General features: G+C 71.0%; 11 protein-coding genes. 10 read left to right on the forward strand and 1 reads right to left on the reverse strand.

Translation table 11 applies throughout. From position 1 onward, the window contains the following. Positions 1-23: 23 nt before the first annotated feature. The gene (locus IAE60_RS18920; RefSeq protein ID WP_187574356.1) at positions 24-5,813 is read right to left on the reverse strand and encodes an ESPR-type extended signal peptide-containing protein; all 5,790 of its coding nucleotides are present in this window, start codon (positions 5,811-5,813) and stop codon (positions 24-26) included. Positions 5,814-6,458: 645 nt separating this feature from the next. Here IAE60_RS18920 and IAE60_RS07155 point away from each other — a divergent pair. From IAE60_RS07155 to IAE60_RS07200, 10 genes are all read left to right on the forward strand, one after another. After that, positions 6,459-8,195, forward strand: a complete 1,737-nt coding sequence (locus IAE60_RS07155; protein ID WP_187574693.1) for a S8 family peptidase — start codon at positions 6,459-6,461, stop codon at positions 8,193-8,195. A 116-nt stretch (positions 8,196-8,311) separates the two neighbouring features. Beyond that, entirely contained in the window at positions 8,312-9,526 is a 1,215-nt protein-coding gene (gene xpsF / locus IAE60_RS07160; protein WP_187574357.1) for a type II secretion system protein XpsF, read from the forward strand. A gap of 19 nt (positions 9,527-9,545) precedes the next feature. Next, positions 9,546-9,980, forward strand: coding sequence for a type II secretion system major pseudopilin GspG (gene gspG / locus IAE60_RS07165; RefSeq protein ID WP_162109023.1), 435 nt, complete (start codon positions 9,546-9,548; stop codon positions 9,978-9,980). A gap of 18 nt (positions 9,981-9,998) precedes the next feature. After that, complete coding sequence (xpsH, locus tag IAE60_RS07170) at positions 9,999-10,508, forward strand: type II secretion system protein XpsH (protein ID WP_312769882.1); 510 nt, start codon at positions 9,999-10,001, stop codon at positions 10,506-10,508. Next, positions 10,505-10,936 carry a type II secretion system protein XpsI gene (xpsI, locus tag IAE60_RS07175; protein WP_187574358.1) on the forward strand — a complete coding sequence of 144 codons (432 nt, stop codon included), beginning with the start codon at positions 10,505-10,507 and terminating at the stop codon, positions 10,934-10,936. The genes xpsH and xpsI overlap by 4 nt, the downstream gene beginning before the upstream one ends. Further along, a complete protein-coding gene (locus IAE60_RS07180) occupies positions 10,933-11,604 on the forward strand; it encodes a prepilin-type N-terminal cleavage/methylation domain-containing protein (RefSeq protein WP_162109020.1) in 672 nt (223 codons plus the stop codon). Before xpsI ends, IAE60_RS07180 begins: the two co-directional genes overlap by 4 nt. Further along, complete coding sequence (locus tag IAE60_RS07185) at positions 11,601-12,452, forward strand: type II secretion system minor pseudopilin (protein ID WP_187574359.1); 852 nt, start codon at positions 11,601-11,603, stop codon at positions 12,450-12,452. The genes IAE60_RS07180 and IAE60_RS07185 overlap by 4 nt, the downstream gene beginning before the upstream one ends. Beyond that, positions 12,449-13,591, forward strand: a complete 1,143-nt coding sequence (locus IAE60_RS07190; protein ID WP_187574360.1) for a PilN domain-containing protein — start codon at positions 12,449-12,451, stop codon at positions 13,589-13,591. Before IAE60_RS07185 ends, IAE60_RS07190 begins: the two co-directional genes overlap by 4 nt. Continuing rightward, positions 13,572-14,192 (forward strand): type II secretion system protein GspM, encoded by a 621-nt coding sequence (gspM, locus tag IAE60_RS07195; protein ID WP_162109017.1) that lies wholly within the window; start codon positions 13,572-13,574, stop codon positions 14,190-14,192. Before IAE60_RS07190 ends, gspM begins: the two co-directional genes overlap by 20 nt. Further along, positions 14,182-15,000, forward strand: coding sequence for a general secretion pathway protein GspN (locus tag IAE60_RS07200; RefSeq protein WP_187574361.1), 819 nt, complete (start codon positions 14,182-14,184; stop codon positions 14,998-15,000). Before gspM ends, IAE60_RS07200 begins: the two co-directional genes overlap by 11 nt.

Consider the following 15,000-nt stretch of genomic DNA (forward strand, 5'->3'; position numbering starts at 1 on the left):
CTTCTTCTTTGCGCGACCGTGGTTTACAGGTCGATACCGAAGCCCACGCCGGCCGACTTCTCGTCGCCGCTGAACGCGCCACCGATGCTGAAGGACGCGCGGTCGCCGATCGGCTTGGAATAACCCACCGACAGCGCGTTCTCGCCGTTCTGCCAGCCGGCACCCACGGCGACCCGTCCGCGTGGGCTGCGGCTGCCGGCGGCGTTGATGGCCATGTTCAACATCGCCGAACTCATGGCGCCCATCCTGTCCAGTCGGCGGTCCTGCTCCGAGAACCGGCGGTTGACGTCGCCCCGGAAGGCGTTGAAGTCGTCCTCCAGCGCCTTGACCTGGAAGTCCGCGTAGGCCTTCGCGCTGGCCAGGGTGCTCGCCGAGGACTGGTCGGTGTAGGACTGTGCGCTGCTGAGCGTGTTGGCGTCGCCCGCATCGGCGTAGGATGCGGCCGCGGCCGGCACGTCCGCTGCCGCGGTGGCGTCGGTCGGTGCCGCGACCGCAGGCTGGCCGCTGGCCACGGCGCCGCTGCTGGCAGCATCCGTCGTCGTCGCCGTCCCGCGTGTCGGCGTCGCAGCGGCAGCGCCGGTGCCAGGCGCGGACGCCGTCTCGCCCGCGACCTGACCCTGGCTGGCCTGCGTGGGCGGTGCAGCACTGGCGGACGCCGTGGCGCCGCTGCTCGATCCGCTGTACATGCCATACAGCTCGTTGAGCTTGGCGTCGACAGCGGTGAAGGCCGCGCCGACGTTGTTGTACGAAGTTCCCTGGATCGTATAGCTGGGTGCGATGAACACGCCGCCGGAGAATCCCGCGCCGCCGCCGAGCGCACTGGCCACGAAGCTCAGTTGCGACAGGTTCACCGCGTCGGTGGCCTGGGTGCCGGCCGCGACGTTGGTGACCTGGCGCTCGCTGCCGACGCTGCCGACGGAGACGGTGTCTTCGCGGTCCGCGACGGAATCGCCACCGATCGCCACGCTGTTGTCGGCTTCGGCGCTGGCCAGGTTGCCCACCGCCACCGCGTTGACGCCCTGCGAGTAGGCGCCACCGCCCACGGCGACCGAGTAGTCGCCGGACGCCTCGGTCGGAAGGAAGCCGAAGAACGCGCCGCCGACCGCCACGCTGTTGTCGCCGCTGGCGATGGCGTTCGAACCCAGCGCGGTGCTGTCGTAGTTGCTCGCGACGGCACCGAAGCCCAGCGCGGTCGCGCTTTCCTGCGACGCTTCCGCACCGTAACCGAACGCCGAGGCGGCGAAGGCGGATGCGCTGCTGTAGCTGCCGATCGCCGCCGATCCATCGCCCGATGCATCGCTGCGGAAACCGGCCGCCGTCGCCTGCAATCCCGACGCCGAACTCTCCGTGCCGTTGGCGGTGGCATAGGCGCCGGACGCGGAGGCCCCCGCGCCGGTGGCGGTCGCGCCGCTGTCGCTGGCGACGGCCCCTGCCCCTATCGCGGTGGCGTCGTCGGCCGTCGCCTCCGTGCCGGCGTAGACCGGATTGCCGTCTTCATCGAGCAGCGGGTCGCCGTTCTCGTCGAACAGCGGGCGCTGCCCGCCGAGCGCGACGGCACCCGCGCCGGTCGCCTGCGCGCCTGCGCCGCTGGCGACACTGTTCTCGCCGGTCGCGGTGGCGTTGAAGCCGGTGGCCGTCGCGCCGTTGGCGATCGCGAAGGCACCGGATCCCGTCGCTGTCGCACCGACGCCCTCCGCCAGGGCCGCCGCGCCGGAGGCGGTCGCGTAGTCGCCGGTCGCGGTGGCGTCGTCGCTGCCGTCGCCGGCACCGTTCGCCTTGAAGTAGCGGGTGGCGTTTTCCGACGCTTCGGCCAGCGCGTTCAACTGGTCGAGGTTCACGGCATCCGTGCCTTCGGTGCCTGCGGCCACGTTGGTGATCTGGCGTTCGGCACCCACGTCACCCACCGAGACGGTGTTGTCGCGGTCGTTCCACGAGTTGGCGCCGATCGCGACGCTGTTCGGCGCCCCCGCCACGGCGTTCACGCCCACGGCCACGCTCTCTTCGCCATCCGCGTAGCTGTTGTGGCCGAGCGCAGTGCTGTACTCGCCGGTGGCCCAGGCCCCGTTGCCGAAGGCCGAGCTGCCGGTGCCGCTGGCACGTGTGTTGATGAGGCCGAAGAAGGTGGTGCCGCCCACGGCGGTGCTTTCATCGCCGCCGGCGGCGGCCCCTTCGCCGACCGCCGTCGCGCCGCTGCCGCCTGCATCGGCACCGTAGCCGAACGCCGAGGCGAAATCCCCGCCCGCGCTGCTATAGCCACCGACCGTGGTCGAGGCCAGTCCGCCCGCACTGCTACGGAAGCCGACCGCCGTGGACTGCGTTTCCGCTGCCGAGGCTTCGGTGCCCAGGGCGGTGGCGTAGGGACCGGACGCATTCGCACCAGCACCCACGGCGCTCGCGCCGACTTCGCCCGCGACGGCGCCCGCGCCCACGGCCGTGGCATCGTCCGCCGTGGCTTCGGTGCTGGCATAGACGGGATTGCCGTCCTCATCGAGCACGGGATCGCCGTTCTCGTCGAACAGCTGGCGCTGGCCGCCCAGCGCGATCGCGCCTGCACCGGTGGCCTGCGCGCCGGCACCGTTGGCCACGCTGTTGCGGCCGGTGGCGGTGGCGTTGAAGCCGGTCGCGGTGGCGCCTTCGGCGATCGCGAACGCACCGGAACCGGTCGCCGTCGCACCCACGCCCTCCGCCAGCGCGGCGGAGCCGGAGGCAGTGGCGTGGTCGCCATTCGCGGTGGCGTCATCGGTGCCGTCGTTCGCGCCGTTCGCCTTGAAGTAGCGCGTGGCGTTTTCCGAGGCTTCGGCCACCGCGTTCAACTGATCCAGGTTCACCGCATCGGTGCCTTCGGTCCCGGCCGCGACGTTGGTGATCTGGCGTTCGCTGCCCACATCGCCGACCGAGACGGTGTTGTCGCGGTCCGCGGTCGAGTTGGCGCCCAGCGCCACGCTGTTGTCGCCCAGGGCCGTGCTGTAGAAGCCGACCGCGGTGCTGTTGTCGCCACTGGCCCAGGATTCCGCACCCAGTGCGGTGGCGTAGTCGCCCGGCGCGTAGGAGAAGAAGCCGGCCGCCGTGCTTTCCAGACCCGACGCTTCGGCCAGGCTGCCGGCCGCCAGACTGTAGTCGCCCGCCGCAATGGCGCCGCTGCCGAAGGCCGCCGCGCTGAAGCCGCTGGCCTGCGTGTAGACCAGCAGGCCGAAGCCAGGGATCAGGTCCGCCGGGCCGCCGACGGCGACGCTGTAGTCGCCGGTGGCCCCGCTGGCATGGCCGAAGCTGGACGCATACGATCCCGTCGCCGTGCTGCCATAGCCGAACGCGGAACTCGCTTCCCCGCTGGCTTCGCTGAGTACGCCGAACGACGCACTGCCCAGCCCCGACGCCAGGCTGCCGGAACCCACGGCCGTGGCCCCGAGGCCCGAAGCGACGGTGTTGACGGTGATCGGATTGCCGTCGGCATCGAAGGCGTCCACCTGCCCGCCGATGGCGATGCTGGAATCGCCGCTGGCCTCTGCGCTGCTGCCGGTGGCGACGCTGTTGCTGCCGGTAGCGGTCGCGGAGAAGCCGGTGGCGGTCGCGCCGTCGCCCAATGCGAAGGCAGCGGAGCCGGTCGCGGTCGCGCCGATACCTTCGGCCAAGGCGGCCGAACCGGACGCCGTCGCGTAGTCGCCGGTGGCCGTGGCGTCGTCCGCGCCATCGTCGGCCCCATTGGCCTTGAAGTAGCGCGTGGCGTTCTCCGAGGCTTCGGCCACCGCATTCAACTGGTCCACGTTCACCGCATCGGTGCCTTCGGTGCCGGCCGCGACGTTGGTGATCTGGCGTTCGCTGCCGGCGCTGCCGACGGACACGGTGTCTTCGCGATCGGCGACCGAGTCGCCGCCGACGGCCACGCTGTTGTCGGCTTCGGCCGTGGCCAGATTGCCCAGCGCCACCGAATTGAAGCCCGGCGTGTAGGCACCACCACCGACCGCGACCGAGTAGTCGCCGGAGGCCTCGGTCGGGATGAAGCCGAAGAACGCGCCGCCGACCGCCACGCTGTTGTCGCCGCTGGCGATGGCGTTGGAACCCAGGGCAGTGGAATCGAAGTTGCTCGCCACCGCTCCGAAGCCCAGTGCCGTGGCGCTGTTGCCACTGGCTTCGGCGCCGTAGCCGAACGCGGAGGCGCCGAAGTCGGAGGCACTGCTGTAGCCGCCGACGGCGGTGGCGGCGTCATCCGATGCGCCGCTGCGGAAGCCGACGGCCGTGGCCTGCGTGCCGGACGCGGTGGCTTCCGTACCTAGCGCGGATGCGTACGCACCCGACGCATTCGCGCCTGCGCCCGCGGCTGTCGCGCCGACCTCGCTGGCAACGGCGCCTGCGCCGAGGGCGGTGGCATCGCCCGCTGTGGCTTCGGTGCTGGCATAGACCGGGTTGCCGTCCTCATCGAGCACCGGGTCACCGTTCTCGTCGAACAGCTGGCGCTGCCCGCCAACCGCAATCGAACCAGCACCCGTCGCTTGCGCACCGGCGCCATTGGCAACACTGTTCTCGCCGGTGGCCGTGGCGCTGAAGCCGGTCGCCGTCGCACTGTTCGCCAACGCAAAGGCGCCGGAGCCGGTCGCGGTCGCGCCGACGCCCTCGGCCAGCGCGGCCGAGCCGGAGGCGGTGGCGTAGTCGCCGGTGGCGGTGGCGTCATCGGTGCCGTCGTTCGCACCGTTCGCCTTGAAGTAGCGCGTGGCGTTTTCCGAGGCTTCGGCGACCGCGTTCAACTGATCCAGGTTCACCGCGTCGGTGCCTTCGGTACCGGCGGCGACGTTGGTGATCTGGCGCTCGCCGCCGGCGCTGCCGACCGACACGCTGTCCTCGCGGTCGGCAACGGAATCGCCGCCGAGCGCGACGCTGTTGTCGGCGGTCGCCGAAGCCAGGTTGCCGATGGCGGTCGCATTCGTGCCCGGCGCCCATGCGCCACCGCCGACTGCGGTCGAGAAGTCGCCGGATGCCTCGGTCGGCAGCAGGCCCAGCAGCGATCCGCCGACCGCGACACTGTTGTAGCCGGTCGCGAGCGAGCCGGAGCCCAGTGCCGTGCTGTCGCCACCGCTGGCGTCTGCACCGTAGCCGACGGCCGTGTCGAAGCTGCCCGAGGCATTCGCGAACCCGCCGACCGCCACCGTGGCAATGCCGGTCGCCGTGCTGGTGTGGCCTGCCGCCAGCGACTGGGTGCCCGTCGCCGTGGACGCACTGCCGAAGGCGCCGGCGTATGCGCCGGTCGCGCTGCTTCCCGTGCCCACCGCACTCGCGCCTGCGCCGGTCGCGTTGGCCTGCGTGCCCACGGCCGTGGCGTTCGCTCCCGTGGCGGTGCTCTGGCTGCCCAGTGCCGTCGCGCCCTGCGCGGTCGCGCTGCTGTCGTAACCCACGGCGGTCGCATTCACGCCCTTGGCTTCCGCGTAACCGCCGACGGCGGTGGCGCCGGCCTTGCTGGCGATGCTCTTGTAGCCCACCGCCACCGCATGCCGGCCGGAGGCATCGACATCATCGCCGCAGGCCACCGCGTTCTCGCCCGGCCGACCGTCCTTGATCGGATTGCCACGCGCATCCACGCAGTAGGCAGGTCCCGTTCCGATCTGCGGCTTGTCGTTCTGCGGCGGGCCCTTCTGCTTGTCGTGCGCGAATGCCACGCCGAAGGGAATGCCCGCGAGCAGGGCCGAGGCCAGCAGCGTCACGCCCAGGCGTGCACGCACGCGCGCACCGGACGACATCACGCCGTGCGCGCGTCGCGCGAGCTCCGAGGCCACCACCAGCATGCCAAGGGAAGGGTTCCACACCTTGCTGTAAATCCTGTTCATGGATCACGTCCTTCTTTCTGTGTTTTCGGGGGAATACGACAGCCTCCGGGCCTGGCGGCACGGAGATGCGAGGCGGACTGCGTCAGCGAAACGGACTGCGCGGCATGCGACAGGGAAGACGCATGGCCGGCGCGCACGGAGCAATGGAATCGGGAAATCGGAGCAGGAAGCGTGGCGCGGAATGCGACGCAGGGGCGCGCAGCAGTGCATGCGAAAGACGCAGCATCACGATGCTGCAGAAAAGACGTGCAAGCGGAACCGCCATGCGCGATACCGCGAAGGAAAACACTTCCCGCATTCCCCATCCCCTTGGCCCGAGATGATGCAAAAACCACTCCGTGTCATCGAACACTACCCGTGCGTTGTGCAATTTGCGAGAGATTTGCTACGTTCGATGCAACGCGACGAAAAACGCTGAAAACAAGGCGTTAATGGCGTGTGTTCATCGCGTGAAGAGTGTCGTGGCAGGTAAACAGGGGTACCTGCACGATCCGCTTGAAAGGGAAGTCGCAAGTCGTTGAGTAAGCAGTTGGTAAACGGGTTACCCAGTTCGTTCATCCTTGTAGACATGGAGCAGGTCAAGTGAATCCCTATTCTTCTTTCCGCAATTCGCATCGCCGTCCCTTGGTTGCTGCACTCGCCGCAATGTTCGCGCTGGGCGCCGTCGCAGGCTCCGCCTCGGCGGGCGATGTCAGTACCGCCGGTCTGCGCGACGGCGAGACCTACGACCGTTTCATCGTGAAGTACCGCGACGGCAGCACGGCGCGCACCAGCAGTGCAACGCTGCAGCGTTCGTTGGTCGGGGCTGTCTCGCGTGCCGCGCTGGGTCCGGCGAACGGCAAGCCGGTGAGCGCCGCGAAGCTGCGCCGCCTCGGCATCGGCGCGGAGCTGGTGAAGACCTCGCGCAAGCTGGATCGCGTGGAGGCCGAAAGCCTGCTGCGCCAGCTGGCGACGGATCCCGATGTCGAATTCGTCGAAGTGGACGCGCGCCGTTACGCGCGCCTGGTGCCCAACGACACCTACTACAACCAGTATCAATGGCACTTCAAGGATCCGGTCGGTGGCATCAACCTGCCGACGGCCTGGGACAGTGCGACCGGCGCGGGCGTCGTGGTCGCGGTGCTGGACACGGGCATCACCGCGCACAGCGACCTGGATGCGAACATCCTGCCCGGCTACGACTTCATCAGCGACACCTTCGTGTCCCGCGATGGCGACCTGCGCGATGCCGATCCGCGCGACGAGGGCGACTGGAATCCGGTGGCGGGCGAATGCTACGCGGGCTCGCCGGTGCAGGACAGCAGCTGGCATGGCACCCATGTGGCGGGCACCGTGGCGGAAGTGACCAACAACGCCAAGGGCATGGCCGGAGGCGCGTTCGATGCGAAGGTCGTGCCGGCGCGCGTGCTGGGTCGTTGTGGCGGCTACACGTCCGACATCTCCGATGCCGTGATCTGGGCCTCGGGCGGTACGGTCGCGGGCGTTCCGGCCAACGCCAACCCTGCGGAAGTCATCAACCTCAGCCTGGGCGGTTCCGGCGCGTGCAGCGCGGTGGAGCAGAACGCCTTCAACATCGCCATCGCCAACGGCAGCACCGTCGTGGTGGCGGCGGGCAACGACGCCGGCAACGTCAGCGGCTATTCGCCGGGCAACTGCGCCGGCGTCATCACCGTGGGCGCCACGCGCATCACCGGCGGCATCGCCTCGTATTCGAACTACGGCACGCGCGTCGACATCTCCGCGCCCGGCGGTGGCGGCAGCGTGGACGGCAACCCGGGCGGCTACGTGTGGTCCACGGGCAATGCGGGCACCACCGTTCCCACCACCGAGACCTACTTCGGCATGGGCGGTACGTCGATGTCGGCCCCGCACGTCGCGGCGGTGGTCGCGTTGATGCAGAGCGTGGCGGAGACGCCGCTCACGCCGGCGCAGGTACTGGCCACGCTGAAGTCCACCGCGCGACCGTTCCCGGTAGCGCCGCCGGCGAACCGTCCCATCGGCGCGGGCATCGTCAATGCGGCCGCGGCGGTCCAGGCCGTCATCGGCGGCGGCGAGCCGCCTGCGGCGACCGTCCTGACCAACAATGTCGCGGTGGGCGGCAACACCGGTGCCAAGGACGCGGTGGTGCAGTACGCGCTGGTCGTACCGGCCGGGGCCACCCAACTCTCGTTCATCAGCTACGGCGGCAGCGGCAATGCCGATGTGTACGTGAAGTTCGGAAGTCCGGCCACCGCATCGAACTACGATCTGCGTTCGGCGCGTCCCGGCAACAACGAGATGGTCAACATCGCCAGTCCGCAGGCGGGCACGTACTACGTGTCGCTGGTCGGCAAGACGAAGTTCGCCAACGTCAGCGTGCGCGGCAGCTACACCGCGCCCTGAGCGGGCGTGCGGCTCCTCGGTCCCGGAATGCCCGGGCCGAGGCGCCTGCAGGGTGCGCGCATGACGATGCCCCGGCGAATGCGGTAAGTTGGCGCATTCTCCCCGTTCCCACCGGCATGCCGCTCTATCGTTACAAGGCCCTCAACGCGCATGGCGAGATGCTGGAAGGCCAGATGGAGGCCGCCAGCGACGCCGATGTCGTGACACGGCTGCAGGAGCAGGGACACCTGCCGGTGGAAGCGGTGCCTGCGGTGGCCGGTGCCGGTCGCAGCTGGACGCAGTTGTGGCGTCCCCATGCGTTCGGCGGCGACCGCCTGGTGCAGTTCACCCAGCAGCTGGCCACGCTGCTGGGCGCGGGCCAGCCGTTGGACCGCGCGCTGGGCATCCTGCTGGACCTGCCCGAGGACGAGAAGGCGCGTCGCGTGATCGCCGACATCCGCGATGCCGTGCGCGGCGGCGCGCCGCTGTCGGCGGCGCTCGACCGCCAGCATGGCCTGTTCTCGCGGCTGTACATCAACATGGTGCGTGCCGGCGAAGCCGGCGGCAGCCTGCACGACACGCTGCAGCGGCTGGGCGACTACCTGGAGCGCAGCCGCGCGCTGAAGGGACGCGTGGTGAATGCGCTGGTGTATCCGGCGATCCTGCTGGTGGTGGTGGGGCTGGCGCTGCTGTTCCTGCTGGGATACGTGGTGCCGCAGTTCGCGGTGATGTACGAAAGCCTGGACGTCACGCTGCCGTGGTTCACGCGCGGGGTGTTGTGGCTGGGCGCCTTCGTCCGCGATTTCTGGTTCGTGCTGATCACCGTGCCCGCGCTGGCGGTGCTGTGGTTCGACCGGCGCCGCCGCGACCCGGCGTTCCGCGCGCGCCTGGACGCCTGGCTGCTGGAACGGCCGCTGGCCGGGCCGTTGCTGGCGCGGCTGGAGACCGCCCGGCTCGCGCGCACGCTGGGCACGCTGCTGAAGAACGGCGTGCCGCTGCTGACCGCGCTGGGCATCGCCCGCAACGTGCTGGGCAACCGCGCGCTGGCCGCCGATGTCGATGCCGCCGCCGACGACGTCAAGAACGGTCACGGCCTGTCGGCGTCGCTGGGCAAGGGCAAGCGTTTCCCGCGGCTGGCCCTGCAGATGATCCAGGTGGGCGAGGAGTCGGGCGCGCTGGACGGCATGCTGCTGAAGACGGCCGAGACCTTCGAGCAGGAAACCGCTCAGGTGCTGGACCGTATGCTGGCCGCCCTGGTCCCCGCCATCACGCTGGTCCTGGCGGCGGTGGTGGGCGTGGTCATCATCGCCGTGCTGGTCCCGCTGTACGATCTGACCGGCGCCATCAACTGAATTCCGGAGAAACCGCACCATGTCCCATCCGCGCCCGCAGACCGCATTCCGCTCGCCGCGCTCGCAGCAGGGTTTCAGCCTGCTGGAGATCATCATCGTGCTGGTGCTGATCGGCGGCATCCTGGTGCTGGTGGGCAGCCGCGTGATGGGCGGTGCGGACAGCGGCAAGGTGAAGCTGGCGCAGTCGCAGCTGCAGACGCTGTCCGGCAAGATCGAGACCTACCAGCTGGACACCGGCAGCTATCCCGCGCAGCTGTCCGACCTGGTGACGCAGCCCGGCAACGTGGCCGGCTGGCTGGGGCCGTATGCGAAGGAAAGCGAACTGCTGGACCCCTGGAAGAATCCTATCGAGTACCGCATCCCCGGCGAATCGCAGCGGTTCGACCTGATCAGCCTGGGCGCGGACGGGAAGGCCGGCGGCGACAGCGTCGACGCGGACCTGCGGAACGAGTAAGCGCCGGCGCCCACCGTCGTGGCCTGCCGCAGCGCGCTCTCGCATGCCCACGCGCCCGGCGGGCGGCGTGCGGGTGCCCCGCAGGACGGGTTCACCCTGCTCGAAACCCTGCTGGTGGTGGCCCTGATGGCTGCCGCCGCGGTGCTGGCGGCGATGGTCTTCACCGGCGGCATGGAAGGCATGCGCCTGCGGTCCGAGTCCAAGGAGATCGCCGCGCAGCTGCGGTATACGCGGGCGCGTGCCATCGCCACCGGGCAGGCGCAGCGCTTCCGCATCGATCCGCGCGCGCACCAGTGGGAAGCTGCCGGCGACCGCCGCGGTGCCATCGATGCATCGCTGGCGGTGCGCTTCACCGGCGCGCGGGAAGCGCAGGCGCGTGCGGGCGAGGGGGCCATCCTGTTCTTCCCGGACGGCGGCTCGACCGGAGGCCGGGTCACGCTGGCGAGCGGGCGCGCGGCATGGAGCGTGGACGTCGGCTGGCTGACCGGCGAGGTGCGCCTGCTGCGCGACGAGGTGCGTGCGCCATGAATACGCCGTCGTCCGCGCGGCAGCAGGGGTTCACCCTGCTGGAGGTCATCGTGGCGTTCGCGCTGCTGGCGCTGGCCCTGACCCTGCTGCTGGGCTCGCTGTCGGGGGCGACGCGGCAGGTGCGCGATTCCGCTGATGCCAGCCGCGCCACCCTGCATGCGCAGTCGCTGCTGGCGCAGCTGGGTGCGGGCGAAGCCTTGCAGCCGGGGCGGCAGGAGGGCGGTTTCGAACGCGACCGCTACCGCTGGCAACTGGACGTGGTGCCGTTCGCCGATCCGCTGGCGGCGCGTGCGCAGCGCGACCCGGGCGCGCCGCAGCTGCTCGACGTGCGCCTGCAGGTGCGCTGGGGCGACGGCCGCGGACAGGCGCTGCAGTGGCGCACGCTGCGCCTGGCGCCGCGCGACATCAACCAGGCGGCATCGCCATGACATCGCGCCGCGCCCAGGGCTTCACCCTGATCGAAGTGCTGCTGGCGCTGGTCCTGCTGGCGGCCGGGCTGGCGCTGGCCTTCGCCACGCTGCGCTCGTCCACCGCGGTGGTCACCCGCGGAGAGGACATGGCCCAGGCCAGCGAGCGCATGCGCGCCGTGCATGGCTATCTGCGCGCACGGCTGGCCTCGGCGCAGCCGATCGTGTTCGCGACCGATCGCGGCACGCTGCGGCAGGCGCGCTTCCTGGGGTCGCCGCAGCGCATGCGTTTCGTGGCCGACCTGCCCGACTATCTGGGTTACGGCGGCCCCTACCTGCATGACGTGGTCGCCGACGAGACGGGCCAGCTGCGGGTCGCCTTCGCGGTGGCGCAGCCGGAGGCGTCGCTGGAGGACGTGGACCTGGCGGCGCGTGGCCTGCGCGCCGAGCGGCTGGCTGATGGTCTGCGCGTGGTGCGCTTCCACTACCGCGGATTGGATGCGGACAACCGCCTGGGGCCGTGGCAGGACCGGTGGGAGACCTCGGAGATGCTGCCGTTGCAGGTGAAGATGGAAGTGGAAGCCGTCCGGGGTGGGCGCTGGCCCGACCTGGTGGTGACGCTGGCACGCAGTGAGGGCGGCGCCGGTGGCGGCGCGCTGTCCGGCGGCAACGCCCCGGTGCTGCCATGACCGGCATGCGCGGTGCCGCGCTGTTGCTGGTGCTGTGGCTGGTGGCCCTGCTCACCGCGCTGGTGGGCGCGTACGCGCTGACGGCACGTATCGAGGCCCTGCAGGGCCGGGTGGGAAGCCGCGGTGCGATGGCGCAGGAGATCGCGCGGGCTGGCATGGAGTACGCGCTGGTGCGGGTGGCGGACCGCAATCCGGAAACGCACTGGCAACCGAACGGCCGCGCTTACGCGTGGCGGTTCGAGGGGCACGACGTGCAGGTCCGCATCATTGACGAGACCGGCAAGGTCGACCTGAACCAGGCTGACGTGCCGCTGCTGTCCCGACTGATGCAGGCATTGGGCGAGCCACCCGATGCCGGCGACGCGCTGGCGGCGGCCATCGTGGACTGGCGCGATGCCGACGACCTCAGCCAGCCGGTCGGCGGCGCGGAAGACGGCGACTATGCGGCGGCCGGCCGCCCTTACGGCGCGAAGGACGCGCCTTTCGAGACCATCGCCGAGCTGGAACAGGTGCTGGGCATGACGCCCGATCTGTACGCGCGGCTGGAACCGTTCCTCACCCTGTACTCGGGACGCGGGCAACCCGATGCCACCTATGCGCAGGGGCCGGTGCTGGTGGCGATGGGCATGGATGCCACGGCGTGGCTGGCGCAGCGCGAAGCGGCCGGCGCCGCGGGCGCCCTGCAACTCGTCGGCACCGGCAGCGGCACGTATAGTATCGAGAGCCGTGCGCGGCTGGCCGATGGCCGCGAGACGTCGTTGCGGACGGTGGTGCGCGCGGGGGCCAGCCCGGTACCGGGTTCGGCCTACACCTTGTTGCGCTGGGAGGAGGGCGCGTCACCACAATGAGCGGCGTACGCGACACCTTGCAGCGGTTCCGCGCCCGACTTGGCACGGGGCCCGGCGGCTTCCTGGTCTGGTGGGGACAGGCACTGGCGACCTGGCTGCCGGCACGCTGGCGCGTGCTGCTGGGCCTGACCGGCGACCGCCTGCTCTTCCAGCGCCACGAAGACGAGGTGGCCATGGCCTGGCAGCAGGCCGCGCACCGGCATGCACTGGCGCGGTTGCCTGCCACGGTGACGCCGGGCGAACTGCGCGCACTGCTGGGCACCCGCCTGGCGGATCTGCCCCGCTGGTGGCTGATGCCCGCCGACAAAGTGCTGCGGCGCAGGCTGCTACTGCCGTCCGCCGCGGCTGATCGGCTGCGCGATGTCGTTCGTTTCGAGATCGACCGGCAGACGCCGTTCGCCGCCCATGAGGCGTGCTTCGATGCGCGGGTGCTGGGCGTGCGCGAGGACGGGCAGCTGGAGGTGGAACTGGTTGCCGTGCCGAAGGCGACCTTTGCCGCCGGCCTGTCCGGACTGGGTGCGCTGGCCAGCGACCTGGCCGGCGCCGATGTCGAGGATGCCGCCGGCCTGCCGCTGGGGGTCAACCTGCTGCCGGAAGAGGCGCGCGCGACGCGCCAGGCGCCCCAGCGCCGTCTGCACCTGGTGTTCGCGGGCATCGCCCTGTGTGCGCTGGTGTTGGCGGCGTGGCGGGTGCTCGACAACCGGCAGACCGGGGCCGAGGCATTCGCCGCGCAGGTCGAGGCCAACGCCGACGCCGCGCGCCGGGTCGCCGCGCAACGCCAGCAACTGGTCGACCTGGTCGCCGGCACCACCACCCTGAACCAGACCAGCGCCCGGCGCCCGACGGCGCTGGAAGTGATGGATGAGATCACCCGCCGGCTGCCCGACACCACCTATCTCGAGAAGCTGGCGATCGAAGGCGATCGCCTGACGCTGATCGGCTTCAGCCCCGAGGCGTCGGGGCTGGTCGCGCGCCTGCAGGGGTCTCCACTGTGGCGCAATCCCGCGCTGAGCGGTGCCCTGCAGCCGGACCCGCGTACGCGCATGGACCGCTTCACCCTGACCGCCGAACTGCTGGGCAAGCAGGATCCGTCCGCGCCCGCCGCCACGGGAGGCGCCGATGCCGCCGGCCATCACTGACCGCGACCGCTGGCTGGCGCTGGCCCTGCTGCTGGGCGCCCTGTTGCTGGGATACCTGCTTTTGGTGCACCCGTGGTGGACCGTGCCCATGCAGGAGACCGGCCGTCGCGTGGCGGAACTGCGCGAACGCGAACTGCGCATCCGTACCCAGCTGCAGCAGGCGCCGCAGGTGCAGCGCGAACTGGCCGCGGCGCTGGAACAGCAGGCGCAGCGTCCCGGTTTCCTGCCGGAAGCGACGGTCGAGCTGGCCACCGCCGGCCTGGTCCAGCGGCTGGAAGCCATCGTCAAGCAGGCCAGTCCGGGCAATCGCAGCTGCGCCATCGCCAACCAGTCGCCGCTGGCCCTCACCGGCCGCGAGGTCTATCCGCGCGTGGTGGTGCAGGTGCGCCTGCGGTGCGGAGCGCCGGAACTGGCCTCGGTGCTGCACCAGATCGAATCCGGCAGTCCGCGCCTGTTCGTGGAGAACCTCAACATCCTGGCGCAGCGCTACGCCTTCCAGGCCAGCGAAACCGGGGCCGGTGGCCTGGACGTGAACTTCGACCTGTACGGGTACCTCAAGCCGTCGCCGGCCGCGCCACGGGAGCCTGCACGTGCGCCGTGACGCCTGGAACGCCCGCACCTGGATCCTCGCGGTGGTCGCGGGGTGGTCGTTGCTGGTCGCCGTGCTGGCGATGTTCGGGCTCGGCGGGCGGATCACGCCGCTGCCCGCCGACCCGGACCTGGTGCAGCCCCTGCCGCGACTGCCCGCGGCGCCGCCGGAACGGCTGGGTCCGTTGCCGCAGTACGCGATGGTGGGCGAACGGCCCTTGTTCTCGGAAGACCGGCGTCCCAAGCCGTTCTTCCTGTCGGGCGAGGAAGCGGCCGCGCCGGCCTTCGACCTGGTGCTGAGCAGCGTCCTGATCACGCCACGCCTGGAGCTGGCCATCGTGCAGCCGGCGCAGGGCGGCGAAGGCCTGCGGGTGAAGCTGGGCGAATCGCCGGCCGGCTTCCCGGGCTGGCGACTGACCGAACTGGCGCCGCGCCGGGCCGTCTTCGACGGGCCGGAAGGGCGTCGCGAACTCGAACTGCGGGTGTTCGACGGGGCCGGCGGACAGCCGCCCACCGTGATCACCGGGACCGGAACCGTGCCGCCGGCCGCCGCCCCCATGCCGGGTGCACGCCCGACCGGCGGCAACAGTGCGCCGGTCGCGGTCCCCGCAGGACCGGCCCCGGTCCCGGCACCTCCTCCGGCCGCCACGGCGGACGCGGTGGCGCCCGCCTCCGCGACGGAGGCGCCTGCCGCTCCGGCGACCACCACCGACCAGCAGATGGAAGCCATCCGCCAGCGCATCGAGCAGCGCCGCGCGCAGCTGCGGCAGCAGCAGGCGCAACCCACCCCGCCGCCGGCAACGCCCGGCAAGACACAGTAG

It is taken from the genome of Pseudoxanthomonas mexicana (genome assembly GCF_014397415.1).
GTDB lineage: Bacteria > Pseudomonadota > Gammaproteobacteria > Xanthomonadales > Xanthomonadaceae > Pseudoxanthomonas_A > Pseudoxanthomonas_A mexicana.